This is a genomic window from Ectopseudomonas oleovorans, from assembly GCF_029845265.1.
Taxonomy (GTDB): domain Bacteria; phylum Pseudomonadota; class Gammaproteobacteria; order Pseudomonadales; family Pseudomonadaceae; genus Aquipseudomonas; species Aquipseudomonas oleovorans.
Map to the genome: position 1 here is coordinate 17,409 of NZ_JAOCLK010000040.1, position 24,181 is coordinate 41,589.

23 protein-coding genes and 1 pseudogene are annotated in these 24,181 nt (G+C 63.7%); 9 read left to right on the forward strand and 15 right to left on the reverse strand.

Going from position 1 to position 24,181, the window contains the following annotated elements:
* Positions 1-2: 2 nt before the first annotated feature.
* The gene (gene ilvA, locus N5J71_RS17660) at positions 3-1,517 is read right to left on the reverse strand and encodes a threonine ammonia-lyase, biosynthetic (protein ID WP_116620227.1); all 1,515 of its coding nucleotides are present in this window, start codon (positions 1,515-1,517) and stop codon (positions 3-5) included.
* Positions 1,518-1,676: 159 nt separating this feature from the next.
* Between ilvA and rpiA the strand changes: the two genes are divergently transcribed.
* Positions 1,677-2,348, forward strand: coding sequence for a ribose-5-phosphate isomerase RpiA (gene rpiA / locus N5J71_RS17665; RefSeq protein WP_039965303.1), 672 nt, complete (start codon positions 1,677-1,679; stop codon positions 2,346-2,348).
* Positions 2,349-2,507: 159 nt separating this feature from the next.
* On the opposite strand, the gene N5J71_RS17670 is transcribed toward rpiA, so the two are convergent.
* Positions 2,508-4,727, reverse strand: a complete 2,220-nt coding sequence (locus tag N5J71_RS17670; RefSeq protein WP_279917339.1) for a heavy metal translocating P-type ATPase — start codon at positions 4,725-4,727, stop codon at positions 2,508-2,510.
* 79 nt (positions 4,728-4,806) lie between these two features.
* On the opposite strand from N5J71_RS17670, the gene cadR reads away from it, so the two are divergent.
* Both cadR and N5J71_RS17680 read left to right on the forward strand, forming a co-directional pair.
* Positions 4,807-5,259 carry a Cd(II)/Pb(II)-responsive transcriptional regulator gene (gene cadR, locus N5J71_RS17675; RefSeq protein ID WP_003464107.1) on the forward strand — a complete coding sequence of 151 codons (453 nt, stop codon included), beginning with the start codon at positions 4,807-4,809 and terminating at the stop codon, positions 5,257-5,259.
* A gap of 60 nt (positions 5,260-5,319) precedes the next feature.
* Positions 5,320-5,655, forward strand: coding sequence for a YegP family protein (locus N5J71_RS17680; protein WP_003464108.1), 336 nt, complete (start codon positions 5,320-5,322; stop codon positions 5,653-5,655).
* Here the strand turns inward: N5J71_RS17680 and N5J71_RS17685 are convergent.
* The 5 genes from N5J71_RS17685 to N5J71_RS17705 form a co-directional block, all read right to left on the reverse strand.
* On the reverse strand, positions 5,652-6,566 hold the full coding sequence (locus tag N5J71_RS17685) for an SdiA-regulated domain-containing protein (RefSeq protein ID WP_279917340.1): 915 nt from the start codon (positions 6,564-6,566) through the stop codon (positions 5,652-5,654). The genes N5J71_RS17680 and N5J71_RS17685 overlap by 4 nt on opposite strands.
* Before the next feature lie 71 nt (positions 6,567-6,637).
* Complete coding sequence (locus N5J71_RS17690) at positions 6,638-6,985, reverse strand: NirD/YgiW/YdeI family stress tolerance protein (RefSeq protein WP_179574759.1); 348 nt, start codon at positions 6,983-6,985, stop codon at positions 6,638-6,640.
* 101 nt (positions 6,986-7,086) lie between these two features.
* Positions 7,087-8,040: an SdiA-regulated domain-containing protein gene (locus N5J71_RS17695; protein ID WP_170962192.1), complete on the reverse strand. Its 954-nt coding sequence runs from the start codon at positions 8,038-8,040 to the stop codon at positions 7,087-7,089.
* Positions 8,041-8,087: 47 nt separating this feature from the next.
* Positions 8,088-8,753 carry a fumarylacetoacetate hydrolase family protein gene (locus N5J71_RS17700; RefSeq protein WP_074680156.1) on the reverse strand — a complete coding sequence of 222 codons (666 nt, stop codon included), beginning with the start codon at positions 8,751-8,753 and terminating at the stop codon, positions 8,088-8,090.
* A gap of 113 nt (positions 8,754-8,866) precedes the next feature.
* A complete protein-coding gene (locus N5J71_RS17705) occupies positions 8,867-10,258 on the reverse strand; it encodes a D-2-hydroxyglutarate dehydrogenase (RefSeq protein WP_279917341.1) in 1,392 nt (463 codons plus the stop codon).
* A gap of 181 nt (positions 10,259-10,439) precedes the next feature.
* On the opposite strand from N5J71_RS17705, the gene serA reads away from it, so the two are divergent.
* Positions 10,440-11,669 (forward strand): phosphoglycerate dehydrogenase, encoded by a 1,230-nt coding sequence (gene serA / locus N5J71_RS17710; protein ID WP_003464121.1) that lies wholly within the window; start codon positions 10,440-10,442, stop codon positions 11,667-11,669.
* A gap of 395 nt (positions 11,670-12,064) precedes the next feature.
* On the opposite strand, the gene N5J71_RS17715 is transcribed toward serA, so the two are convergent.
* Positions 12,065-12,556 (reverse strand): 2-thiouracil desulfurase family protein, encoded by a 492-nt coding sequence (locus N5J71_RS17715; protein WP_279917342.1) that lies wholly within the window; start codon positions 12,554-12,556, stop codon positions 12,065-12,067.
* Between the two features lie 38 nt (positions 12,557-12,594).
* Positions 12,595-13,218 (reverse strand): 2OG-Fe(II) oxygenase, encoded by a 624-nt coding sequence (locus N5J71_RS17720; RefSeq protein ID WP_039965306.1) that lies wholly within the window; start codon positions 13,216-13,218, stop codon positions 12,595-12,597.
* Positions 13,219-13,330: 112 nt separating this feature from the next.
* On the opposite strand from N5J71_RS17720, the gene N5J71_RS17725 reads away from it, so the two are divergent.
* Positions 13,331-14,098, forward strand: a complete 768-nt coding sequence (locus N5J71_RS17725; RefSeq protein WP_257598360.1) for a hypothetical protein — start codon at positions 13,331-13,333, stop codon at positions 14,096-14,098.
* A gap of 255 nt (positions 14,099-14,353) precedes the next feature.
* Here the strand turns inward: N5J71_RS17725 and bipL are convergent, their stop codons facing one another.
* Positions 14,354-15,295, reverse strand: a complete 942-nt coding sequence (gene bipL / locus N5J71_RS17730) for a phospholipase BipL (RefSeq protein WP_279917343.1) — start codon at positions 15,293-15,295, stop codon at positions 14,354-14,356.
* Positions 15,296-15,418: 123 nt separating this feature from the next.
* On the opposite strand from bipL, the gene N5J71_RS17735 reads away from it, so the two are divergent.
* On the forward strand, positions 15,419-16,000 hold the full coding sequence (locus N5J71_RS17735; RefSeq protein WP_084341616.1) for a DUF6436 domain-containing protein: 582 nt from the start codon (positions 15,419-15,421) through the stop codon (positions 15,998-16,000).
* 186 nt (positions 16,001-16,186) lie between these two features.
* Here N5J71_RS17735 and N5J71_RS17740 read toward each other — a convergent pair.
* Positions 16,187-17,217: pseudogene (locus N5J71_RS17740) on the reverse strand (AraC family transcriptional regulator).
* A 119-nt stretch (positions 17,218-17,336) separates the two neighbouring features.
* Between N5J71_RS17740 and N5J71_RS17745 the strand changes: the two are divergent.
* On the forward strand, positions 17,337-19,715 hold the full coding sequence (locus N5J71_RS17745) for a penicillin acylase family protein (protein WP_279917344.1): 2,379 nt from the start codon (positions 17,337-17,339) through the stop codon (positions 19,713-19,715).
* Between the two features lie 335 nt (positions 19,716-20,050).
* Here the strand turns inward: N5J71_RS17745 and N5J71_RS17750 are convergent, their stop codons facing one another.
* Positions 20,051-20,494 (reverse strand): hypothetical protein, encoded by a 444-nt coding sequence (locus N5J71_RS17750; protein WP_003464139.1) that lies wholly within the window; start codon positions 20,492-20,494, stop codon positions 20,051-20,053.
* Here N5J71_RS17750 and trmL point away from each other — a divergent pair.
* A complete protein-coding gene (trmL, locus tag N5J71_RS17755; RefSeq protein ID WP_003464141.1) occupies positions 20,493-20,957 on the forward strand; it encodes a tRNA (uridine(34)/cytosine(34)/5-carboxymethylaminomethyluridine(34)-2'-O)-methyltransferase TrmL in 465 nt (154 codons plus the stop codon). The two genes, N5J71_RS17750 and trmL, sit on opposite strands and share 2 nt — an antisense overlap.
* Positions 20,958-21,300: 343 nt before the next feature.
* Here the strand turns inward: trmL and secB are convergent, their stop codons facing one another.
* From secB to N5J71_RS17770, 3 genes are read right to left on the reverse strand one after another with little or no spacing between them, the layout of a single operon-like run.
* Complete coding sequence (secB, locus tag N5J71_RS17760; protein WP_003464143.1) at positions 21,301-21,786, reverse strand: protein-export chaperone SecB; 486 nt, start codon at positions 21,784-21,786, stop codon at positions 21,301-21,303.
* Between the two features lie 28 nt (positions 21,787-21,814).
* Positions 21,815-22,075, reverse strand: a complete 261-nt coding sequence (gene grxC, locus N5J71_RS17765; protein WP_003464145.1) for a glutaredoxin 3 — start codon at positions 22,073-22,075, stop codon at positions 21,815-21,817.
* Between the two features lies 1 nt (position 22,076).
* On the reverse strand, positions 22,077-22,490 hold the full coding sequence (locus N5J71_RS17770; RefSeq protein WP_003464147.1) for a rhodanese-like domain-containing protein: 414 nt from the start codon (positions 22,488-22,490) through the stop codon (positions 22,077-22,079).
* Positions 22,491-22,637: 147 nt separating this feature from the next.
* On the opposite strand from N5J71_RS17770, the gene gpmI reads away from it, so the two are divergent.
* The gene (gene gpmI, locus N5J71_RS17775) at positions 22,638-24,170 is read left to right on the forward strand and encodes a 2,3-bisphosphoglycerate-independent phosphoglycerate mutase (protein ID WP_279917345.1); all 1,533 of its coding nucleotides are present in this window, start codon (positions 22,638-22,640) and stop codon (positions 24,168-24,170) included.
* The last annotated feature ends 11 nt before the right edge of the window (positions 24,171-24,181 follow it).

Sequence of the window (24,181 nt, forward strand, 5' to 3'; positions counted from 1 at the left end):
TTTCAACCCAGAAACAGGCGATAAGCCGGATTGTCGCTTTCATCCCAGTAGGGATAACCGATCGCGTCCAGCGCCGCCGGCACCAGATGGCGTTCGTCGTCCGGCACCTGCAGCGCCGCCAGTACGCGGCCATCGGCTGCGCCGTGGTTGCGGTAGTGGAACATCGAGATGTTCCAGCGCCCGCCCAGTTTCTGCAGGAAGTTGAACAGTGCGCCCGGCCGCTCGGGGAATTCGAAGCGCAGCACCATCTCGTTACCGACACCAGCGGCATGACCACCGACCATATGGCGGATATGCAATTTGGCCAGTTCGTTATCGGTCAGGTCCAGCACCGGGAAGCCCTGCGCACGCAGGCCCTCGACCAACGCCTGGCGCGGGTCATTCTCCGGATGGGTCTGCACGCCGACGAAGATGTGCGCTTCGCGGTCAGTGTGATAGCGATAGTTGAACTCGGTGATCTGGCGCTTGCCCACCGCCTCGCAGAAGGCCTTGAAACTGCCCGGCTGCTCGGGGATGGTCACGGCGATGATCGCTTCGCGCTTCTCGCCCAGCTCGGCGCGCTCGGCAACGTGGCGCAGGCGGTCGAAATTGACGTTGGCGCCGGAATCGATGCCCACCAGCACTTCGCCTTTGGCGCCCTGGCGCTCGACGTATTTCTTGATCCCGGCCACGGCCAGCGCGCCGGCCGGCTCGGTGATCGAGCGGGTATCGTCGTAGATGTCCTTGATTGCCGCACAGATTTCATCGGTGCTGACGGTGATCACTTCATCGACGTGATGCTTGCAGATATCGAAGGTGTGCTGGCCGATCTGCGCCACTGCCACGCCGTCGGCGAACAGCCCGACCATCGGTAGCACCACGCGCTCGCCCGCCGCCATCGCCTGCTGCAGGCAGTTGGAGTCGTCCGGCTCGACGCCGATCACCTTGATTTCCGGGCGCAGGTATTTCACATAGGCGGCGATGCCGGCGATCAGGCCGCCGCCGCCGACCGGCACGAAGATGGCGTCGATATGGCCCTGATGCTGGCGCAGCACTTCCATGGCCACGGTGCCCTGCCCGGCGATCACCAGCGGGTCGTCGTAGGGGTGGATATAGGTGTAGCCCTTCTCCTCCACCAGCTTCAGCGAATGCGCCAGCGCCTCGGGAAAGGCGTCGCCGTGCAGCACCACCTTGCCGCCGCGCGAACGCACGCCCTGCACCTTCAGTTCCGGCGTGGTACGCGGCATGACGATGGTCGCCTTCACCCCCAGGTGCTTGGCGGCCAGGGCCAGGCCCTGGGCGTGATTGCCGGCCGAGGCGGTGACCACCCCGCGCGCCAGCTCTTCAGGGGACAGTTGCGCCAGCTTGTTGTAGGCGCCGCGAATCTTGAACGAGTACACCGGCTGCAGATCCTCGCGCTTGAGCAGAATCTGGCTGCCCAGCCGCTCACTAAGCTGGCGGGCGGGTTGCAGCGGGGTTTCCACCGCGACGTCATAAACGCGCGAGGTGAGGATCTTCTTCACGTACTGTTCGAGCATGGTGATTTCGCAGGCGTTCGGGCTTTGAGAGGACTGCCGAGTCTACCCCAGCGCCGCGCCGGACGACCATACGAAACGCGTGGGTTCTGCTCCGTCAGCACAGCACTTGCGGCTATAATTCGCGCCTACTTCCCCCACCTTCCCAGGCATTTCCCCGCGATGAACCAGGATCAGCTGAAACAGGCCGTGGCCCAGGCCGCCGTCGACCACATTCTCCCGCGCCTCGACAGCAAGAGCATCGTTGGCGTCGGCACCGGCTCCACCGCCAACTTCTTCATCGACGCACTGGCCAAGCACAAGATGGACTTCGATGGCGCCATCGCCAGCTCCGAAGCCACCGCTGCACGCCTGAAGGGCCATGGCATACCGGTCTACGACCTCAACAGCACCGCCGAGCTGGAGTTCTACGTCGATGGCACCGACGAAAGCGACGAACGCCTGCACCTGATCAAGGGCGGCGGCGCCGCACTGACCCGCGAGAAGATCGTCGCCGCCGTGGCCAGGACCTTCATCTGCATCGCCGACGCCAGCAAGCTGGTACCGGTGCTGGGTGCCTTCCCGCTGCCGGTGGAAGTCATCCCGATGGCCCGCAGCTATGTCGCCCGCCAGCTGGTGAAGCTGGGCGGCGACCCGGTGTACCGCGAAGGTGTGCTGACCGACAACGGCAACGTCATTCTCGACGTGCACAACCTGTCGATCACCGACCCGGTGAAGCTGGAAGCGGACATCAACGCCATCGTCGGCGTGGTCACCAACGGCCTGTTCGCCGCCCGCCCGGCCGACCTGCTGCTGCTCGGCACCGCCGAAGGCGTGAAAACGCTCAAGCGCTGAATCGGTGGGAGGCGCTTCAGCGGCGATTGTCGCGGCTGAAGCCCCTCCCACAGAGTCCTTTGTTCCACCCACTCTGATTTGCGCAGTCGGTGGCCCGAGTGCAATCCGAGTCTGCTGCGATTCGCCATGCGCACCGGAAACGGGCTACGGGTCGGGTGTTCACTTGCGCAACAAGCGCAAGCCGTTGAACACCACCATCAGGCTCACGCCCATATCGGCGAACACGGCCATCCACATGGTCGCCTCGCCCGCCAGGGTCAGGGCCAGGAAGATCGCTTTGATGCCCAGGGCCAGGACGATGTTCTGTACCAGGATGGCGTGGGTCTGCCGCGACAGGCGAACGAAGGCCGGAATCTTGCGCAGGTCGTCGTCCATCAGTGCGACATCTGCCGTCTCGATGGCCGTGTCGGTGCCGGCGGCGCCCATGGCAAAGCCGATCTCGGCCTTGGCCAGGGCTGGCGCATCATTGATGCCGTCGCCGACCATGCCGACCACCCTGCCCTGTGCCTGACGCGCCTCGACCCAGGCCAGCTTGTCGGCTGGCAACAGGTCGCCACGTGCCTCGTCGACACCGACCTGTTCGGCAATGGCCGCGGCGGTATGGGCGTTGTCACCGCTGAGCATGCAGGTGCGCACACCCAGCTCGTGAAGTTCGGCGACTGCCTCGCGACTGCTCTGGCGCACCGTGTCGGCCACGGCGAAGAGCATCAGCGCGCGCTGTTCGTCGCACAGCACCACCACGCTCTTGCCCTGACGTTCCAGCGCCTCGAGGCGCTGCTCCAGTTGCGCCGAGCACAGCCCGAGGTCTTCGACCAGGCGGTGGTTGCCTATATAGAGAAGCGTGCCATCGATCCGACCTTTGCTACCCCGCCCGGGCAGTGCCTCGAAATCCTCGACATCGTGCAACGCCTGCCCCTGCTCTTCGGCACGCTGGGCCAACGCCCGGGAAACCGGGTGATCCGAGCGCGCGGCCAGGCTCGCCGCCCAAGTGGCGTGCAGCGGTTCATCCACTTCCAGCAAGTGGAGGCTGTCGGTCTGCACCGGCTTGCCATGGGTCAGCGTGCCGGTCTTGTCCAGCGCCAGCAGGGCCAGATGCCGCCCGTTCTCCAGATACACACCACCCTTGATCAGGATGCCCTTACGCGCAGCCGCCGCCAGGCCACTGACGATGGTCACCGGGGTGGAAATCACCAGCGCACAGGGGCAGGCCACCACCAGCAGGACCAGGGCGCGGTAGACCCAGTCGAGCCAGGCGCCACCGATGACCAGCGGAGGCACCACGGCCACCGCCAGGGCGAATGCGAACACCACCGGGGTATAGATGCGCGAGAACTGATCGACGAAACGCTGGGTCGGCGCGCGCGAGCCCTGCGCCTCCTCCACCGCATGGATGATGCGTGCCAGGGTGGTGTCACGTGCTGCCGCGCTTACGCGGAACTCCAGCGAGCCCGCCTCGTTGATGGTGCCAGCGAACACCGCGTCGCCCACACGCTTTTCCACCGGCAGGCTTTCCCCGGTGATCGGCGCCTGATTGACCGTCGAGCTGCCGCCGACCACCTCGCCATCGAGACTGATGCGCTCACCGGGGCGCACACGCACCACCGCGCCCAGCCCGACAGCCTGCACGTCGATCTCCTGCCAACTGCCATCGGCCTGCTGCACGGTAGCGCGCGGCGGCGCCAGATCCATCAGCCCGCGAATCGCATTGCGCGCCCGATCCAGCGAACGCGCCTCGATCAATTCGGCCAGGGTGAACAGCACCATGACCATCGCCGCTTCCGGCCACTGACCGATCAGCACCGCGCCGGTCACGGCGATGCTCATCAGGGCATTGATATTGAGGTTGCGGTTCTTCAGGGCGATCCAGCCCTTCTTGTAGGTGTTCAGCCCGCACATCAGGATGGCGGCAACGGCCAGCAGTGCCACCAGCCAGTCGGGGCCGAGCCCGGCGAAATGCACGATTTCCGAAGCAGTTGCCACCCCACCAGCCAGCGCCAGCGGCCACCACGGTTTTTTTGCCGGTGCAGCAGCCGGCTGCTGCGCAGTGCGATCATTTTCGACCTGCGGGGTGAACCCCAGCGCGCGGATGGCCGGCAGCACCTGCGCCAGCATTCCCTCGTCATGACTGACGGTGAGCACGCGCTGCAGCAGATTGAAATGCAGACCGGCCACGCCCGGTAGCCGACCCAGCGCGTCACGAATCAGGCGCTCTTCCGTGGGGCAATCCATCTGCTCGATGCGAATACGGGTATTGCACGCGCCCGTCAGCGCGGTGTCCGCTGGCTGCGGCACGGCCTCGTGATTGTGTCCAGCGTGATCGTGGACATGCTCAGGGTGAGCAAGTGGCTGTTGGTGCGAGTGATCGCAGCAGCGGCTCATGGCAAATCTCCGTCAGGTATCTATTGCCGAGTACACACCCTGTAGTCACTATAGGGTCAAGCACCTACGGAGCGATCCCATGAAAATCGGAGAATTGGCGAAAAAGGCCGGCTGCCGGGTAGAGACCGTACGCTACTACGAACGCGAAGGTCTGCTGCCGGCGCCCGCACGCAGCGAGGGCAACTACCGCCTGTACGGCGCCCAGCACCTGGAACGTCTGGTGTTCATCCGCAATTGCCGGACGCTGGACATGACCCTGGAAGAGATTCAACGACTGCTGGCTCTGCGTGACCTGCCCCACGAGAGCTGCGCCGGTATCAACAGCCTGGTAGACGAACATATCGAGCATGTTCAGGCGCGCATCGACAGCCTGCAGGCGCTACGTGATCAACTCACCGAGTTGCGCGACCGTTGCAACGACCCCAAGGGGGCGGAAGACTGCGGCATCCTGCGCCAGCTCAACGTCAGCGGCGGTGTGCAACTGCTACCGGACGATGGCCATACCCATGTCGGCAAGAGCCACTCGCATTGATGAACTACGCTTGCTGAGCATCGCTGCGGCATACCGCCGAGCGCTCAGGGAGAAATGAACATGTCTGGAAAGTTCGAGCTGAAGAAGGCCAAAGACGGTCAGTTCCACTTCAACCTGCTGGCGACCAATGGCCAGCCCATCCTCAGCAGCGAGATGTACAAGGCCAAGGACTCGGCGCTTAACGGCATCGAGTCGGTGAGGAAGAACTCACAACGCGAGGGCGCCTTCGAGATCAAGACCTCGAGCAACGATAAACACTACTTCCTGCTCATGGCCACCAACGGCCAGGTGGTCGGGCAAAGTCAGATGTATGCCAGCGCCGCCAGCTGCAAGAGCGGCATCGAGTCGGTGCAAAAAAATGCACCGAGCGCGGTGATCGACGACCAGACGAGTTAGTCGCCCTGCTTCCTGAACACATAGAACAGGTTCGGCTCACTGATCAGGTACAGGTTGCCGTCGTCATCCGTCGCTATTCCCTCGGCCTGCGGCACACTGCGCTGCAGGCCGTGCTGGCCACGTAGCAACGACAGGGTGCTGATCGGTTTGCCTTCGGCATTCAATTCGATCACCAAGCGTGATTCGTCCGACAGCGCCAACAGATGGCCGGTCGCGGCGTCGAAGTCCAGGCTGGAAAGGTCGCGCACGAACAAGCGCGCATCGCGCTTTGGGTCGGTATTGACCTGCAGCGCCAGCGGCTTGCTCTCGTCGACATGGGGGAAGCCGAGCACCTCGAAGATGCGCACCGGATCGCGCTCCTTGGCAACCAGCAGACGCTGATTCTTCGCATCGTAGGCCAAACCCTCGAAGCCCTTGTTGCCGTTGCGCCCGATACCCAGGGAAAGTTGCTGGAAGTCGGCTGCGTCGAGCACGCGCGTGGCATCGTCAATGCGCACCTTGACCAGGCGCTGCTCGCGCTCATCGGCAATCACATAGGTGCCGGGCGCCACATATTCGATGGCCTCGGGATCACCAAAACCTTCGAGATCGATGGTGCGCTTGAGCTCGCCCTGCAGGCTGATCTCGATCACCTTGGCCGGCTTGTTGGTGACGCTGAACAGGCTGCGGCGATCCGAGTCGTAGGTCAGCGCCGACACATCGCTGATATCGGCAATGGGCTTGGCCTCGATCACCACGCGGTAGTCGCCCAGCCACAGCGACTGATCGCGCCACTGTGCACCATGCTGCCACTCCTGCACGGAGAACCAGGCTCGCTCGAACAGCCGATACTGCTGGCCCAACACGGCGGCGACCAACAGCACGAAGAACAGCAGATAGAGCCAGGGGTTTATGGAGAGCAAACGACGCATGATGAATTTCTCTGACTACCACGGAAAAGCCCGCCACGGGCTTAACGTGGCGGGCGGGCGGGATATCGCGATCAGTTGATCAGTTCGACGCGATCGACATCGATCTCATGACTATTGAGGTCCTTGTCGACTTCACCGGTCAGGCGCACCTTGGCGGTTTCAGAAACTTTCTGGCCCGGCCAGTCTTCGTCGTCGATTTCCACCTGGATGGTGCCAGTAGCGTCCTTGAACTCGTAGAGCTCATCCTGCAGACGCTTGACGATCTGACCTTCCAGCACAACATGGGTGTCGTCGGCAGCTTCCAGCGCGGCAGCCACGGTAGTGATCTGCGGGGTGGCGCCAGGGCCGGTGTAACCGGTGGCGAAAGCAGCGGTGCTGAGCAGCGGCAGAACCATCAGAGCGAGAGCAGTACGTTTCATGGTGTGAACCTCGTTGTTCGTAAGTGACGGGGTCAGATTAGTGCCGCTAGCTGAAGCCAGACTGAATCGACGCTTAAGCCAAACTGAATCCGCCACGCCACTCAACTGGCATCTGGCTGCGCCTTGCTGAAGACGTAAAAAAGATTGGGCTCGGCGACGATATAGATGTTGCCCTCTTCGTCCATGGTCACGCCCTCGGCCTGCTTGATGCCCTGCTCCAGCCCGTTGAGACCGCCGGTAAGGCTGAGAAAGCTGACCGGGTGACCGCTGCGATCCAGTTCCAGCAGCATGCGCGACTCGTCGGACAGCACCAGTGCGTGGCCGGTACGCGCATCGATACTCAACGAAGAAATATCGCGCATTCCCAGATTGCCGTAGTTGAAAGGCTGCATCACGCCAGCAGCACCATCCTCGCCAGGAAAAGGCAGGCTGAACAAGCCCATCGGGCTACGCTCCTTGCCCAGCATCAGGCTGCTGCTGCGTGCATCCCAGGCAACGGCTTCGAAGCCCTTGTTACCCGCTTCGGCAAAGCCCAGGTCGAAGCCGGGGAAATCGGCCGCATCCAGCTCCAGGTCGTCGTCATGCAGGATAAAGGTGGTGAGCTGACGTCGACGCTCATCGACGATGGCCATGCGCCCGTTGTCCATCATCTCCACCGCTTCCGGATCAGCGAAGCCCTTCAACTGAATACGCCGCAACACCTCACCCTCACGCGAGAGTTCCACCAGCAGGGGATTCTTGCCTGTGACGGTGAAGAGGGTGCCGGTTACCGGGTTGTAGGTCAGCCCCGAGGTTTCATCTTGTTCCAGACCCGACAACGCCTTGGCCTGAATGACCGCACGGTAGCCAGGCAGCCAGACGCTGGACAGGCGCTCGACCAACGGCGTACGCCCCTCCTGCCACCAGAGCAGGGCGCGATCATCCAAATGCTGGGTTTTTACGACCGTGATCACGGCCAGCACGGCTATGCCGGACAACCAGTAACGGGGGCGAGAAAGGCGGGAACGGAGGGAGGGCATCGGCGACGGCTCGGCTGCTTGATGGCAATCTGGCATCCGATGTCTGGAGGAGTTCCGCCGCCTGAAAAGGCGGCGGTCAGAGCTTATAGCACGCGGCTGGTGAAACTACTGTGACCGACCAACTCCAGCACCAGCTCGTCGCCCTTGTTCAGCGCGCCAACTCCGACCGGCGTACCGGTGAGGATCACGTCGCCAGGCTGCAAGGCGAAGTGCCCGGCCATGTGCTGGATCATCGCGACGATGGGGTTGAGCATGTCGCGGCTGTTGCCGTCCTGACGGATTTCGCCATTGATCACCAGGCGAATGCCGATATCGGCCAGATCCTCGATGGCATCGCCAGGCACGAAAGGCGCCAGCACACAGGCACCGTCGAAGCTCTTGGCGATTTCCCAGGGATAGCCCTTCTCCTTGAGCCTGGCCTGCACGTCGCGCAGGGTCAGATCCAGGGCCGGGGCGAAGCCGCTGATGGCATCACGCACTTCCTCAGCGTCCGGTTTCTTCGACAGCGGCTTGCCGATCAGCACGGCGATCTCCGCCTCGTAATGCACCGAGCCACGGTCTTCGGGAATGGCAAAGCCACTATCGAGCGGCACCACACAGGAACCCGGTTTGATGAACAGCAAGGGTTCGCTGGGCACCGGGTTATTCAGTTCCTTGGCATGCTCGGCGTAGTTGCGGCCGATGCAAACGACCTTGCCGAGGGGGAAGTGGACGGTGGTTCCGTCGACATACTGGTGCTGATAGCTCATCACCGACTCCTGTGTTGTTCGTATTGTGGGCATCGCGGCTTGTGGCCGGTGCCGTACCTTAACCGACACATGGCCGGATACGAAAACGCCCGCTGTCAGGCGGGCGTCTGCGATCAGGCAAAGATCTTGCCGGGGTTCATGATGCCGTTGGGATCGAACACCGCCTTGATCGCTTTCATGCAGGCGATTTCTTCTGGCGAACGGCTGTAGTGCAGGTAGTCGCGCTTGGTCATGCCCACGCCATGCTCGGCACTGATCGAGCCGTTGTATTTCTGCACGGTCTCGAACACCCACTGGTTGACTACCGCGCACTTGGCGAAGAACTCGTCCTTGGACAGGTTATCGGGCTTCAAGATATTCAGATGCAGGTTGCCGTCACCGATATGGCCGAACCACACCACCTCGAAATCCGGGTAGTTGGCTTCGACGATGGCATCGATGTCCTTGAGGAAGGCCGGCACCTGGCTGACCGTGACGGAGATGTCGTTCTTGTACGGCGTCCAGTGGCTGATGGTTTCGGAGATATATTCGCGCAGCTTCCACAGGTTCTGCAGCTGCTGCTCGCTTTGGCTCATCACGCCATCGACCACCCAGCCCTGCTCGACGCAATGCTCGAAGGTTTCCAGCGCCTGGTTGGCCACTTCCTCGGTGCTGGCTTCGAACTCCAGCAGCGCATAGAAGGGGCATTCGCTTTCGAATGGCGCCGGCACGTCGCCACGGCCAAGTACCTTGGCCAGGGCCTTGTCGGAAAAGAACTCGAACGCGGTCAGGTCGAGCTTGCTCTGGAAAGCGTGCAGCACCGGCATGATCGAGTCGAAATCAGCGGTGCCGAGCACCATCGCGGTGAGGTTCTTCGGCGCGCGATCCAGGCGCATGGTCGCTTCGACCACGAAGCCCAGGGTGCCTTCGGCACCGATGAACAGCTGACGCAGGTCATAGCCAGTGGCGTTCTTGATCAGGTCCTTGTTCAGCTCCAGCAATTCGCCGGTGCCGGTCACGACCTTCAGGCCGGCCACCCAGTTGCGGGTCATGCCGTAGCGAATGACCTTGATCCCGCCGGCATTGGTGCCGATATTGCCGCCAATCTGGCTGGAGCCCGAAGAGGCGAAATCCACCGGGTAATACAGGCCTTTCTCTTCGGCGAACAGCTGCAACTGCTTGGTCACCACGCCCGGCTGGCACACCGCCGCGCGGTCGTATTCGTTGAACGAGAGAATCTGGTTCATGTAGTCGAACGCCACCACCACTTCGCCATTGGCCGCGACCGCAGCCGCCGACAAACCGGTTCGGCCACCGGACGGCACCAGGGCGACCTTGTGCGCATTGGCCCAACGCACGATGGCCTGCACCTGCTCGGTAGTCTTGGGGAAGACGATTGCAGAGGGCGCCGGGGCGAAATGCTTGGTCCAGTCCTTGCCATAGGCCTCGAGGGAATCGGCGTCGGTCAGCACCTTGCCGGGTTCAACCAGGGTCTTCAGCTCTTCGATCTGGGCGGAGGTGGTCATCTACGGAACTCTCAAAGGATTCATGGTCGCCCTGAGAACCATTCAGGTCGCAACCGAGCATTGAAAAAGGCGAACATGCTAGCATACGCACCCCGTGAATCGAGCCATGCAGCGATCTGCGGGCGCCGGCTGAGCTTCTCAGCCCTTCCCTGACAACATCCCGTGGGACACAGGTACTCCGATGAGCAAGACCTCTCTGGACAAGAGCAAGATCAAGTTCCTTCTTCTCGAAGGCGTCCACCAGAACGCCGTGGACACGCTGAAGGCCGCCGGTTACACCAACATCGAGTACCTCAAGACCGCTCTGTCGGGCGATGAGCTGAAAGCGAAGATCGCCGACGCTCACTTCATCGGCATCCGCTCGCGCACCCAGCTGACGGCTGACGTCTTCGACTGCGCGAAGAAACTGGTCGCCGTCGGCTGCTTCTGCATCGGCACCAACCAGGTCGACCTGGACGCTGCCCGCGAGCGCGGTATCGCCGTGTTCAACGCGCCGTATTCCAACACCCGCTCGGTGGCCGAACTGGTGCTGGCCGAAGCCATCCTGCTGCTGCGCGGCATCCCCGAGAAGAACGCCTCCTGCCATCGCGGTGGCTGGATCAAGTCGGCGGCCAACTCCTTCGAGATCCGCGGCAAGAAACTGGGCATCATCGGCTACGGCTCGATCGGCACCCAGCTCTCGGTACTGGCCGAGGCCCTGGGCATGCAGGTGTTCTTCTACGACACCGTGACCAAGCTGCCGCTGGGCAACGCCACGCAGATCGGTGACCTGTACGAGCTGCTGGGCCTGTGCGATATCGTCTCGCTGCACGTGCCGGAGCTGCCGTCCACCCAGTGGATGATCGGCGAGAAGGAAATCCGCGCGATGAAGAAGGGCGGCATCCTGATCAACGCCGCGCGCGGTACCGTGGTCGAGCTGGATCACCTGGCCCAGGCGATCAAGGACGAGCACCTGATCGGTGCGGCCATCGACGTGTTCCCGGTCGAACCCAAGTCCAACGACGAAGAGTTCGAGAGCCCGCTGCGTGGCCTGGATCGCGTGATCCTGACCCCGCACATCGGTGGCTCCACCGCCGAAGCGCAGGCCAACATCGGCCTGGAAGTGGCCGAGAAGCTGGTCAAGTACAGCGACAACGGTACCTCGGTGTCCTCGGTCAACTTCCCTGAAGTGGCCCTGCCGGCACACCCAGGCAAGCACCGCCTGCTGCACATCCACCAGAACATTCCGGGCGTGATGAGCGACATCAACAAGGTGTTCGCCGACAACGGCATCAACATCTCCGGTCAGTTCCTGCAGACCAACGACAAGGTCGGCTACGTGGTGATCGACGTAGACGCCGAGTACTCCGACCTGGCGCTGGAGAAGCTGCAGCACGTCAATGGCACCATCCGCAGCCGCGTCCTGTTCTAAACCGGAGCGGCTGCGCGTCGGCGATACGGCGTTGGGAACAACCTCGGAGATGCTCATTTACTGACGTAAACTCCGCTCTCCTCGGTCGCTCCCGCCTTGTCTCGCTCTGGCTCGCGAGCCCCGAAGGTGTGCAGAAATGAACAAAGGGAGGCTTCGGGCCTAATGCCAGTCAGTTAAGCCGTTGCACTCGATCTTTGTAGGAGCCGGCTTGCCGGCGATCCGCCATAAAAAGCATCGCCAGCAAGCTGGCTCCTACGAAAAGCGCCCCCCTCTACTGCAAGTAGGAGGGGGTGGTGACGAACTTATCTGATCAGCATTAGGCTTCGAGCCTCCCTTTCTCATTCCGTAGGGTGCGCCGCGCGCACCACCGTGCCCCGGATTGCATCCGGGCTACCTCAATCCCGCTCCAACCGCGCCAACTCGGCGGCCGCTTCGTCCAACTGCATTTCGTTGAACACCTTCACTCCAGCTCGTTTCAGCAGGGCAGCGGTCACGCCCTCGCCCGGCACTCGCACGCCGCTGAAGCTGCCGTCATAGTTTTCCAGATTGCCACACGAAGGGCTGCGCGCCTTCAGCAGTGCCAGGCGGATGTCGTGCTCGCGCACCAGCGCCAGCGCCTGTTCGGCGCCGTCGACGAATGCAGCCGTGACATCCTCGCCCTCGATCGTCAGTACCGGCAGCCGACCATCCAACACCGCACCACCCTGTCCATGGCGAATTTCCGCAGGCGGACGTGGCGTCGGCAGTCCACCCGCCACCTCCGGACACAGCGCCACCACCCGTCCTTCGTCCAGCCACAGCTGCAGCTGATCGAAAGGTCCGTGAGCACCACCGTCATAACGCACCCGATGCCCGAGCAGGCAGCGGCTGACCAATATCTTCTGCATCGCCCTCTCCATGACTGTCGCCAGACAGCCCGCAGACCTCAGAGTACCGCGCCACCCCGACGCCTGAACCAGCCGGTCAATGACAGTCGCTCGCGGGTGGCCGGCAGCACTTCGTGAGGCATCTCGGAAGATAGAAACAGCGCCAGTGTTCCAGCCTGAGGCAGTACGTCATGCTCCCGGCCATCGGCCAGATACAGGCGCAACGCCCCGCCGTGCTCGGCCTGCCACTCCTCATTCAGATAGAACACCGCCGACACCGTGCGGCGGTCGTCATCGCGAAAACGATCGAGATGGCGCTGGTAGAAGGCCCCCGGTGCATAGCAGGCGAAGTGGCATTCGTAGTCTTCGAGCCCCAGATAGAGCGCCTGGTTGAGTGCCTGGCGCAAACCGTCCATCAATTGCAGATACTGGTCACAGGCTTGGCTCTGGCCAGGTTCCAGCCATTGGATGCGATCGCCGCGAATCCCTTCCTGCACCTGCTGCGTGCCCCCGCGCCCAACGCCGGCGGCATTGAGTTCGCCATTCTGTGCACGCGTGCGACACTCGACGGCCAGTTCGCGGGTCAGAACTTCTGGGGCGAACAACGCCCGTTGCGACCAGCCCTGGCTGGCAAGGTCGTCGATAAGGCCGGAAAAGAGGTCGTGCAGGCTGGATTCGGTCATGGCGGCGATTGTATCAGTGGCATGTCGTGACTCGACAAGCCTCCACCAGCCACCGAAAATAACCGGCCGCAACACCTGCGGCCGACCAGGAAAGTTTGCCAAGGAGTTCTCGATGCGCGTTCTGTTTGCCCTGTTGCTGATTGGCCTGACCTTGCCGGCCCTGGCAGACGACCACCTGCGCCTGTATCAGGCCGCCGGCTGGCCGCAACAGCGCGAACATTTCAACCAGGCGCTCGACGCGGCTCAGCAGCGCTACCGCAGCACTCTGCCACCGGCGGTGTTTCAGGCGCTGGTGGATAACAGCAATCGCCGCTTTGCTGCTGCCGCCATCGACCAGCGCGCGCAGCACAGCCTGCGCATGGGGCTGGCCGACCCGCAGCCGGCGCTGGCCTTCTTCGAATCCGCGCTGGGCCGCAAGATCGTTGCCGCCGAGACGCTGGCCACCCGTAGCGACCAATTGGCCAAATACGCCAATGGCCTGCCACGCACCGATGCCGATGCCACTCGCCGCCTACTGATTCGTCACCTGGCCCAGGCCATTCCCGCCAAGGAAGCGGGGGCTGAAGTCAGCCTGGCGCTGGCCGGCGTAGCGGCCGACAGCCTTAGCCAGATGATTCCCGGCCTGCTCGGCGGCAGCCAGGCTCAAGGGCTGCTCAATGGCCAGCGTGAGCGCCTGATGACGCAGATCGAACAGGATCTCGACAACACCCTGCTGCACGTCTATCGCGAGCTGAGCGACCCCGAGCTGGAGCAGTTCGTCGAATTCGCCCAGTCGGAGCCGGGCAAAGCCTATTACCAGGCCGCCCTGCAGGCGCTGCGCGCAGGCCTTGCAGTAGGCATGAGCAGCAACGAGCTGGAGCCGGCGCCGCAGGGCATCTGACAGCCTGTAGCCTGGGTTGAGCGCAGCGAAACCCAGGGCCATTTGATTAATGCCCGTCAGTTGAGCGTCGACGCTGCGAATGTGTAGGAGCGGCGCCCCGCCGCGAACCAGGGCGATGCGCAATTGAAAAGCTTCGCCCCGGGGCGGGGCTCCCACGAAAGGCCGCTTTTGCAACCTTATCTGATCGGTATTAGGCCATCTGATGGGTTTCGCGTTGCTCTACCCATCTACGATGCTCCTTGGCGCCGGCAGAACCTACGCCAATCGCTCGCGCAGAAAGTCGAAATAGTGCTTACGCAACGTCTCGTTCTCATTGGCCAGATGGTGGCGCGCCTCCGGCAGCCGCAGGATCTGCGGCTGATGGAACTTGTCCTGCAGCACCTCGAGGTTGTAGCGCCAGTCCACCGTCATGTCCGCCTCGCCCTGAATGATCAACGGGCTGTGCGCGCTGCGCCCGGCCGCTTCGATATGCGGCACCCACTTGGCCAATGCCCCCACCCAGGCAGTCGGCAGGCTGCGCGGCTGCAGGGGATCGAGGTTGTGCACGAAGTCGATGAAGGTGGCGTCGCTGGAGTTCTCGCTGAAGCGCCGCGGAATTTCCCGAACGAAGGGACTGAGCATCCGATAGCTGAGCTTCGACCAGGCCCAGGCGCGCGGCCGCACCAGTGGTGCCAGGAGAATGCTCTGCCCGAGCTCCGGGCGCTTGCCGTCGGCGAGCAGATAATCCAGCAGAATCGCCCCCCCCGTACTCTGCCCACAGAGATGCCAGGGCTGCGGCAGCCCCAGCTCGCTGGCCTGCTCGAACAAACCAGCCAGCACCTGCTGATACTCGGCAAAATCACCGATGCTGGCACGCGCGCCGCTGGACAAGCCGTGCCCCGGCAGGTCGCAGGCGAGCACGGCAAAATTCATGCTCAGCGCCCAGTCGACCACATGTCGGTACAGGCCCATATGGTCGTAATAGCCGTGCAGCAACAGCAGGGTGCCCTGCGGCTCGGCCGGCGCCCACAGCTGCACGGCGATCTGGTAGCCGGCGGCATTGAAGCTGCCGAGACGGTTGTCCAGCCCGGCAAAGCGCGCGGCCAGGTCGAAACCGTAGAAGCTGCGATACGCCTGCAGCGCCGGCAAATCCAGGTGCGCTGCGGCCAAGGGTCGCAGCAGAGGGCGCAAGTGATCGGGCTGAAACGGCTCTGACATAGGGCTTTCCATAAATGCAGGATGCGCGCGGACGATCCCGACGACATCTCCTCGAATGCTGCGATATTCAGCTGCCCGGCGCATCGTGGCAAGCTACACGCCCTTTTTACGCCCGGCCCGCCCATGCTCCGCCTGCCCCGCAAGAACCTGCTCATCGCCCTGCTCGCCCTGGCCTGGCTGGCCGGTATGGCGCTGGCATACCGCTGGTTCGAAACGCGCTACCTGCGCACCTTCGACGAGCGCGCAGCGGTGTTCTCCGGCGCCGAACTGCAGCTACCCACTGAACTGAGCGGCCCCGGCGCGATCCGCCTGGTGCATTTCTGGGACCCGGCCTGCCCATGCAATGTCGGCAACCAGCAGCACCTGGCCGAACTGATCGAACACTACACGCCACAAGGCGTGCAATTTCATGTCGTACAGAAGCCCGGTAGTAAGGGCCACCTGCCCGCCGAACTGGCCGCGCTGCAATCGATCGACGAGCTGCCCGGCAGCGCCAAACTGCCAGCCAGCCCGGCCGTGGCGATCTGGGACAAACAGGGCCAGCTGGCCTATTTCGGCCCCTACAGCGAAGGGCTGACCTGCAACTCGAGCAACAGCTTTATCGAGCCGATTCTCGAAGCCCTGGCCGCGGGGCGCCGGGTCGACGCCAGCAACACCCTGGCGGTGGGCTGCTTCTGCGACTGGGCCGCACCGACCAGCAACTGACGAGACCCGAGCAACAAGGGTGGGTTAGCCGCCTGTCGCGCTTACCGGTCGATTAGCTCTGTTTGACGCGGCGTAACCCACCATCGGCGCAATACGAGCCACCGCCTGGTGGGTTACGCGACGCACCACCTCCGCGGCGTTTGTCGATCCACCTCCAGCGTCGCTAACCCACCCTACGAACGCTCTTCACTCGCCAGTCGTTCCGTGGCGCGATACAGGCCGTGCGGCGTCCCGCCCTGCCAGCGACGAAACGCGCGGTAGAACGGCGACAGCTCGGCGAAACCGCAGGCCCGCGCCACCTCGCGTACGCCCAGGCCTTGATCCAGCAGGCGCAGCGCACGTAGGCGCCGCACCTCATCGTGCAGTGCGCGAAAACTGCTGCCCTGCTCGCTCAGCGAACGTTGCAAGGCACCGCGATTGCTGCCAAGCGCCAGTGCACAGGCCTCCAGGCTGCAGGTCGTACCCCCTAGATTGACCTCCAGCCAGTAGCGCACCCGTGCCAGCAACTGGTTCTCCACCAACCCTGCCAACTGCTTCTCGGCTTCTTCGCTGAGCACCTCGAACAGCCGCGGGCTGGCGCTGCGCGAAGGCCGCGAGAGCAGCGCACGCGGCAGGATCAGCACGTCGTGCGGCCGCGAGAAACGCGGCTCGACGCCGAGCAGGCGGCGATGCTCGGCAAGCTTGCGCGGCGCCCGGTGGCGAAACTCGACGCCCATCAACGGCAACTCGCCGCCAGCGGCCGACGCCAGCATCTTGCTCAGCAGCACGGCCAGGCACTCCATCTGCTGGCGCAGTGAACCGACCTCACGGTAGTTGAGGTCGATCACCAGACGCGCTTCCTCGCCCTGCTCCTCCAACCGCGCGGCAAAACCGCCGGAGAGGATGTGCTGGAAGCGCACGAAGGCTTGCAAGCCCTGGCGCACGTCCCGAGCAGCCAGCAGCAGGTAACCGACCACATCCATCGGCCGTGGCTGCATGACCTCGCCCAGGTGCAGGCCAATGTCGGCGTCCCCGGTGATACCTTCCAGCGCCTGCCAGAAGCGCGGCGCGTTGTCGTGCTCCTCGCGCGCTTCCAGCAACGGCGCCGCCAGCGCCACGCCGGCGTAGGCGCGGCGGTAGGTGTCGGTCGGGTCGAACCCCAACACGGCCAACGCCTCGTAGAGCAGGCGGCGCAAGGTCGAAGAATGCGTGAGGGCGACGAAGGCGTTATCGGGCATAAGGATTCCAGCAGGCTTTGACCATAGACTTTCAGCATCGAGGCATATGGTCAATGCCGGCGCCAGGGCGCCCGCGCAAAATGCTCGCACGCTTGCCCCACAACAATAAGGATCGCTGGATGAAACGTTCCCTGACCGCCCTGGCGCTGGTAATCGCTGCCGCAGCCGGTGGCCTGACCTGGTACCTGCATGACAAGCAACCGCAACGCGATGGCGAGTTGGTACTCGGCGCGCTGCAGGCGCCGGTTACGGTCGATTACGACGAACGCGGCGTGCCGCACATTCGCGCCGAGAATGAAGCGGACATGTACCGCGCTCTGGGTTTCGTCCACGCCCAGGATCGCCTGTTCCAGATGGAGCTGCTGCGGCGCCTGGCGCGCGGCGAACTGGCCGAAGTGCTCGGCGAAAAGCTGGTGCCCACCGACCGCCTGTTCCGCACCCTGGAAATAGGCCGCCATGCCGATGCCTACGCCGCCCGCCTGGACGCAGGCAGCCCATCCACCCAGGCGCTGCAGCACTATCTCGAAGGGGTCAATCAGTACCAGGCCAGCCGCCCACGTCCGCTGGAGTTCGATCTGCTGGGCATCGAGCCACGCCCTTTCACCATGGCCGATACGCTCAGCGTCGCCGGCTACATGGCCTACAGCTTCGCCGCGGCCCTGCGCACCGAACCGGTGATGACCCATGTCCGTGACGCCCTGGGGGCGGATTATCTCGAGCTATTCGATCTCGACTGGCATCCGCAGGGTGTGCTCGGCACCTCCCTGGCCGCCGGCGACTGGCAGGATCTTTCCGCCCTGGCCCAGCTCAGCAACAGCGCCCTGGAGGGCACCGGCTTGCCGCAGTTCGAGGGCAGCAACGCCTGGGCTGTTTCCGGCAGCCGCACCGCCAGCGGCAAGCCGCTGCTGGCGGGCGACCCGCATATTCGCTTCTCGCTGCCGGCGGTCTGGTACGAGGCGCACCTGCAGGCACCCGGCTACGAGCTGTATGGCTACCACCACGCGCTGATTCCCAGCGCCATGCTCGGCCACAATCGCAACTTCGCCTGGAGCCTGACCATGTTCCAGAACGACGACCTCGACCTGATCGCCGAGCGCGTCAACCCGGACAACGCCAATCAGGTCTGGTACCGGGGCAACTGGGTCGACCTCGAGCAGCGCACGGAAACCATCCAGGTCAAGGACGCCGAACCGGTGCAGCTCACCCTGCGGCGCTCGCCGCACGGGCCGATCATCAACGATGCCCTCGGCCAGGCCAGCGGCAGCACGCCGATCGCCATGTGGTGGGCCTTCCTCGAAACCGACAACCCGATGCTCGACGCTTTCTACAAGCTCAACCGTGCCGACACCCTGGACAAGGCCCGCACCGCCGTCGAGAAAATCGAAGCCCCCGGCCTCAACGTGGTCTGGGCCAGTGCCAGCGGCGATATTGGCTGGTGGGCCGCAGCCAAGCTGCCGCTGCGCCCGGCCGGCGTCAACCCGACCTTCATTCTCGATGGCGCCAGCGGTGAAGCGGACAAGCTCGGCTATCACCCCTTCAGCGCCAACCCGCAGGAAGAGAACCCCGAGCGCGGCTACATCCTCTCGGCCAACTACCAGCCCGTGCCGGCCAGCGGCATTCAGATTCCCGGTTACTACAACCTGCCTGATCGCGGTCAGCGCCTGAACCAGCGCCTGAGCGACGCCTCGGTGAAGTGGGATATCCACAACAGCCAGGCACTGCAGCTCGATCCTGGTACCGGCTATGGTCCGCGCTTGCTGGCGCCGATCCTCGACGAGCTGCTCGTAGCAGCGGCGAACGACGAGGAGCGCGCGCTGGTGGAGCAACTGGCCAAGTGGAATGGCGACCACGCACTCGATTCCGTGGCCGCTACCCTATTCAACCAGCTGACCTATCAGCTTGCCCGCGAAGCCATGGCCGACGAGCTGGGCGAGGTGTTCTTCGACAGCCTGCTGCAAACCCGCGTGCTCGACACTGCCCTGCCGCGCCTGACCGCCAATGCCGACTCGCCCTGGTGGAATCGCCAGGGCAGCGAGCAACGCGAAAGCCGCGCGCAGATCGTCGCCGACGCCTGGCGCGCCAGCCTGACGCATCTACGCAGCGTGCTCGGCAATGATGTCGAGGCCTGGAACTGGGGCCGCGGTCATACCCTCACCCATCAGCACGCACTTGGCCAACAGCAGCCACTGGCCTGGCTGCTGAACATCGGCCCATTCGCCGCACCAGGCGGCAATGAAACGCCGAACAACTTCTCGCACAAGGTTGGCCCGGCGCCCTGGCCCGTGGTCTATGGCCCTTCCACCCGACGACTGGTCGACCTGGCCGATGCCGACAAGGCGCTGGGCGGCATTCCCGTCGGCCAGAGCGGCGTGCCGTTCGACGCGCATTACGGCGATCAGGCGGCACCCCATGTGGCCGGCAAGTATCAGCCACAGCACCTGAGCGAGGCCGACGTCAAAGCCAACCGCCAGGGCACGCTGAAACTGCTACCACGCTGAGCCCCCATCCAGCCCCCAGAACAGCGTGGTGCGCCAGCGGTGCATCACGCTACACGCTGGTGCACCGTGGCGTCGCAACTGGCGCCGCAGCCCTCGCCCGCGGGCCTCAAACCCAGCGAAATAGCGCCTTCCCGCTGCGGCAATAAAATTGGCACACGCCCTGCATAAGCTAAGGCAATCCCAGTTTCGGGGACCTTGGTACAGGCAGGCCGGGGAATCCCCTTCTTTATTCGACGCCACCGCGCGTCATGTGTAACGCGCCGTTGCTCTGCCCATGAGCGCGGCGCCACCCGTTTCGGGGACCTTGGTACAGGCAGGCCGGGGAATCCCCTTCTTTATTTGGGACGCAGCGTCAGGCGCGCCCGCCAACGTCCATCCTCTTGCGCACCGCGCCACTCCCCGTCCAGCGGACGGGGTGACACCAGCACCAGCAGCAGATCCCGTCCGTCGCGCTCCACGCGCCAGTTCACCAGCCCCAACGGCAGTTTCAATTGCCCCTCACGCACCCGCCCGTAGGCATCCGCGTAGCGATACACCAGGGCGCCGTCGACATGTTCGGCCTGCGCCTGTGGCTCACGGTTGAACCAGAGCTGCAACCCCTGTTCCCAGGCCTCGGCATCCTCGATACGCAGACGTGGTGGATCGAACACGCGGCCGATCATCATGCCGACGAGAAAGGCGATCAGCATCACCGATGCCACGAAACGCCAGCGCAAACGCGGCCGTGGATCTTCTGGCGGCGTAGAATGGCGCTCGTCCCAGCGCTCGGAGTGTTGCATGTTCCACGTCATCCTCTTTCAACCGGAAATTCCGCCCAATACCGGCAACATTATCAGGCTGTGCGCCAACAGCGGCTGCCAGCTGCACCTGATCGAGCCGCTGGGCTTCGAACTGGACGACAAGCGCCTGCGCCGCGCCGGCCTGGATTATCACGAATACGCCACCCTCAAGCGCCACCCGGACCTGCAGAGCTGCCTCGACAGCCTTGGCCAGCCGCGCCTGTTCGCCTTCACCACCAAGGGTTCGCAACCGTTCCACGAGATCGCCTACCAACCCGGCGACGCGTTTCTGTTCGGCCCGGAAAGCCGTGGCCTGCCCGTGGACGTACGTAACGCGCTGCCACCGGAGCAGCGCGTACGCTTGCCGATGCGCGCCGGTTGCCGCAGCCTGAATCTCTCCAACACCGTGGCGGTGACGGTTTATGAAGCCTGGCGGCAGAACGGCTTCGCCGAAGCCGAGTGAGGCGCGCACCCTGCCCCAACCATCCCACGATGCCGAATAAACGCCGCAACCCGACCTGTAGGAGCCGGCTTGCCGGCGATCAGGTCGCCGCCATCGCCCGCAAGCGGGCTCCTACAACGCATGCAGGTAGCCTGGGTTGAGCTCGGCAAAACCCGGGGCCGCCTGATGGGTCATTCTTATGCTCTGCCTGCGCCACCCGGCATGAAGTGGGCGTTGCAAACACTGGTAACCCTGCAGAGCGTGGGCAGCACCGGTTATAGAAACCGGCTCATGTCGCCCCTGAAAAAGCAAAACGCCGCGCTCCCTCGGAGGGAGTCGCGGCGTTTTTCCAGCGATATGACGCTTATTGCGCAGCGGTTTCGCCGGCTTGCTGCATGCGCTGCAGCTCCTGGGCGTACAGCGCGTCGAAGTTCACCGGCGACAGCATCAGGGCCGGGAACGAGCCGCGGATCACCAGGCTGTCCAGCGCTTCACGGGCGTACGGGAACAGGATGTTCGGGCAGAAGGCACCGAGGGTGTGGCTCATCGAGGCAGCGTCCAGGCCCTTGATCAGGAAGATGCCGGCCTGCTGCACTTCAGCGATGAAGGCGACTTCTTCGCCGTTCTTGACCGTCACCGACAGGGTCAGCACCACCTCGTGGAAGTCGCCTTCCAGGGCCTTCTGGCGGGTGTTCAGATCCAGGCCGACGCTCGGCGTCCACTCCTGACGGAAGATTTCCGGGCTCTTCGGCGCTTCGAAGGACAGGTCCTTGACGTAGATGCGTTGCAGGGAGAATTGCGGATTCTGCGAATCGGCAGCGGCTGCGCCGCTGTTGGCTTGCTCGGTCATGACGTTTGCCTTCCTTAACGTTGAGGTTTCAAGCGGGGCTCTGCAGCAGGGCGTCGAGCTTGCCGGCGCGCTCCAGGGCGTAGAGGTCGTCACAGCCACCCACATGGGTACTGCCGATCCAGATTTGCGGCACCGAGGTGCGGCCAGCCTTGCGGGTCATCTCCGCGCGAATGGCCGGCTGGCCGTCGACGCGAATTTCCTCGAAGTCCACCCCTTTACTGGCCAGCAGCTGCTTGGCGCGCATGCAGTAGGGACACCAGTCGCTGGAGTACACGACCACGCTGGTCATGTCACTTCACCAGCGGCAGGTTGTCGCCACGCCAGGTGGCGATGCCACCGGACAGCTTGGCGACGGTAAAACCGGCTTTCTTCAGCTCGCGGGCGACGCTGCCGGCATGCTGCCCCATGGCGTCGACGACGACGATGGTCTTGGCCTTGTGCTTTTCCAGCTCGGCGATACGTGCCACCACCTTGTCGTAAGGGATGTGCAGCGAATCGACGATATGCCCGGCGGAGAAGTCCTTCTGCGCGCGCACGTCGAGCACCACGCCCTTGCCGCTATTGACCAGCGCGGTGAGCTCGCGGCTCGACAGGCTCTGCCCACCCTTGCGCATTTCGGTGACGATCAGCAACACCAGCAGAACGGCGAACATGCCGCTCAGTACATAGTGATTAATGATGAATTCAATCAGGTTGGCGAACATCTATATGGCCCAGGACGGTAAAATGCCGGCCAGTATACACAGCCCCACAGGTCGGCCAAACCCCGTCTGGCAGTGACGCGCCAGGCGCTTGGCCCTAAAATACCGGGCTGTTTCCTTGCCCCCTCAGACGCAGAGCGAGCCAGTTCAATGAGTGCCACGCCAAAACCCTTGGTTCTGATCATCCTCGACGGCTTCGGTCACAGCGACAAACCCGAGTACAACGCCATCCATGCTGCCAACACGCCGGTCTACGACCGCCTGCGTGCTACCTACCCGCACTGCCTGATCTCAGGCAGCGGCATGGACGTCGGCCTGCCGGACGGGCAGATGGGCAACTCCGAAGTCGGCCATATGAACCTCGGTGCCGGTCGCGTGGTGTACCAGGACTTCACCCGCGTGACCAAGGCGATTCGTGACGGCGAGTTCTTCGACAACGCCACGATCAACCAGGCCGTGGACAAGGCCGTGGCCGCCGGCAAGGCCGTGCACATCCTCGGCCTGCTCTCCGATGGCGGCGTACACAGCCACCAGGATCACATCGTCGCCATGGTCGAACTGGCCGCCAAGCGCGGCGCCGAGAAGATCTACCTGCATGCCTTCCTCGACGGCCGCGACACCCCACCGAAAAGCGCACAACCGTCCATCGAGCTGCTCGATGCCACATTCGCCCGCCTCGGCAAGGGCCGCATCGCCAGTCTCACCGGCCGCTATTTCGCCATGGACCGCGACAACCGCTGGGACCGCGTCGAGCAGGCCTACCACCTGATCGTCGACGGCGCCGGCCAGTTCAACGCCGCCAGCGCCGTTGAAGGCCTGCAAGCCGCCTACGACCGTGGCGAGAGCGACGAGTTCGTCAAGGCCACCACCATCGGCACGCCGGTGCAGGTGGAAGATGGCGACGCCGTGGTGTTCATGAACTTCCGCGCCGACCGCGCCCGCGAACTGACCCGAGCCTTCGTCGAGCCTGGTTTCAAGGAATTCGAGCGCAAGCGTGCACCGCAGGTCGGTTTCGTCATGCTCACCCAGTACGCAGCGAGCATCCCGGCGCCCAGCGCCTTCGCTCCGGAAGCCCTGACCAACGTGCTCGGCGAATACCTGGCGAAGAACGGCAAGACCCAGCTGCGCATCGCCGAGACCGAGAAATACGCCCACGTCACCTTCTTTTTCTCCGGCGGTCGCGAAGAGCCGTTCGAGGGCGAAGAACGCATCCTGATTCCGTCGCCGAACGTCGCCACCTACGACCTCAAGCCGGAAATGAGCGCGCCGGAAGTCACCGACAGGATCGTCGATGCCATCGAGAACCAGCGTTATGACGTGATCATCGTCAACTACGCCAACGGCGACATGGTCGGCCATACCGGCGTGTTCGAGGCGGCGGTCAAGGCCGTGGAAACCCTCGACCGCTGCGTCGGCCGCATCACCGAGGCGCTGGACAAGGTCGGTGGCGAAGCGCTGATCACTGCCGACCATGGCAACGTCGAACAGATGGAAGACGAGTGCACCGGCCAGGCGCACACCGCCCACACCTGCGAGCCAGTACCGTTCATCTACGTTGGCAAGCGCCCGGCGCGTATCCGTGAAGGTGGCGTGCTGGCCGATGTGGCGCCGACCCTGCTCACGCTGATGGGCCTGCCACAGCCGGCCGAGATGACGGGCAAGACCATCGTCGAGCTGCAATAAGACGCAAGCAT

What these genes read in the sequence shown, in the direction of transcription:
- N5J71_RS17725 (WP_257598360.1), top strand. Translation starts at nt 13,331, where the DNA reads ATGCGCGTTCTGTTTGCCCTGTTGCTGATTGGCCTGACCTTGCCGGCC.
- N5J71_RS17715 (WP_279917342.1), bottom strand. Translation starts at nt 12,556, where the DNA reads ATGCAGAAGATATTGGTCAGCCGCTGCCTGCTCGGGCATCGGGTGCGT.
- N5J71_RS17700 (WP_074680156.1), bottom strand. Translation starts at nt 8,753, where the DNA reads ATGAGCTATCAGCACCAGTATGTCGACGGAACCACCGTCCACTTCCCC.
- gpmI (WP_279917345.1), top strand. Translation starts at nt 22,638, where the DNA reads ATGAGTGCCACGCCAAAACCCTTGGTTCTGATCATCCTCGACGGCTTC.
- N5J71_RS17750 (WP_003464139.1), bottom strand. Translation starts at nt 20,494, where the DNA reads ATGCAACACTCCGAGCGCTGGGACGAGCGCCATTCTACGCCGCCAGAA.
- N5J71_RS17670 (WP_279917339.1), bottom strand. Translation starts at nt 4,727, where the DNA reads ATGAGCCGCTGCTGCGATCACTCGCACCAACAGCCACTTGCTCACCCT.
- trmL (WP_003464141.1), top strand. Translation starts at nt 20,493, where the DNA reads ATGTTCCACGTCATCCTCTTTCAACCGGAAATTCCGCCCAATACCGGC.
- N5J71_RS17680 (WP_003464108.1), top strand. Translation starts at nt 5,320, where the DNA reads ATGTCTGGAAAGTTCGAGCTGAAGAAGGCCAAAGACGGTCAGTTCCAC.
- N5J71_RS17695 (WP_170962192.1), bottom strand. Translation starts at nt 8,040, where the DNA reads ATGCCAGATTGCCATCAAGCAGCCGAGCCGTCGCCGATGCCCTCCCTC.
- rpiA (WP_039965303.1), top strand. Translation starts at nt 1,677, where the DNA reads ATGAACCAGGATCAGCTGAAACAGGCCGTGGCCCAGGCCGCCGTCGAC.
- N5J71_RS17685 (WP_279917340.1), bottom strand. Translation starts at nt 6,566, where the DNA reads ATGCGTCGTTTGCTCTCCATAAACCCCTGGCTCTATCTGCTGTTCTTC.
- N5J71_RS17770 (WP_003464147.1), bottom strand. Translation starts at nt 22,490, where the DNA reads ATGTTCGCCAACCTGATTGAATTCATCATTAATCACTATGTACTGAGC.
- grxC (WP_003464145.1), bottom strand. Translation starts at nt 22,075, where the DNA reads ATGACCAGCGTGGTCGTGTACTCCAGCGACTGGTGTCCCTACTGCATG.
- serA (WP_003464121.1), top strand. Translation starts at nt 10,440, where the DNA reads ATGAGCAAGACCTCTCTGGACAAGAGCAAGATCAAGTTCCTTCTTCTC.
- N5J71_RS17720 (WP_039965306.1), bottom strand. Translation starts at nt 13,218, where the DNA reads ATGACCGAATCCAGCCTGCACGACCTCTTTTCCGGCCTTATCGACGAC.
- N5J71_RS17690 (WP_179574759.1), bottom strand. Translation starts at nt 6,985, where the DNA reads ATGAAACGTACTGCTCTCGCTCTGATGGTTCTGCCGCTGCTCAGCACC.
- bipL (WP_279917343.1), bottom strand. Translation starts at nt 15,295, where the DNA reads ATGTCAGAGCCGTTTCAGCCCGATCACTTGCGCCCTCTGCTGCGACCC.
- ilvA (WP_116620227.1), bottom strand. Translation starts at nt 1,517, where the DNA reads ATGCTCGAACAGTACGTGAAGAAGATCCTCACCTCGCGCGTTTATGAC.
- cadR (WP_003464107.1), top strand. Translation starts at nt 4,807, where the DNA reads ATGAAAATCGGAGAATTGGCGAAAAAGGCCGGCTGCCGGGTAGAGACC.
- N5J71_RS17705 (WP_279917341.1), bottom strand. Translation starts at nt 10,258, where the DNA reads ATGACCACCTCCGCCCAGATCGAAGAGCTGAAGACCCTGGTTGAACCC.
- N5J71_RS17745 (WP_279917344.1), top strand. Translation starts at nt 17,337, where the DNA reads ATGAAACGTTCCCTGACCGCCCTGGCGCTGGTAATCGCTGCCGCAGCC.
- N5J71_RS17735 (WP_084341616.1), top strand. Translation starts at nt 15,419, where the DNA reads ATGCTCCGCCTGCCCCGCAAGAACCTGCTCATCGCCCTGCTCGCCCTG.
- secB (WP_003464143.1), bottom strand. Translation starts at nt 21,786, where the DNA reads ATGACCGAGCAAGCCAACAGCGGCGCAGCCGCTGCCGATTCGCAGAAT.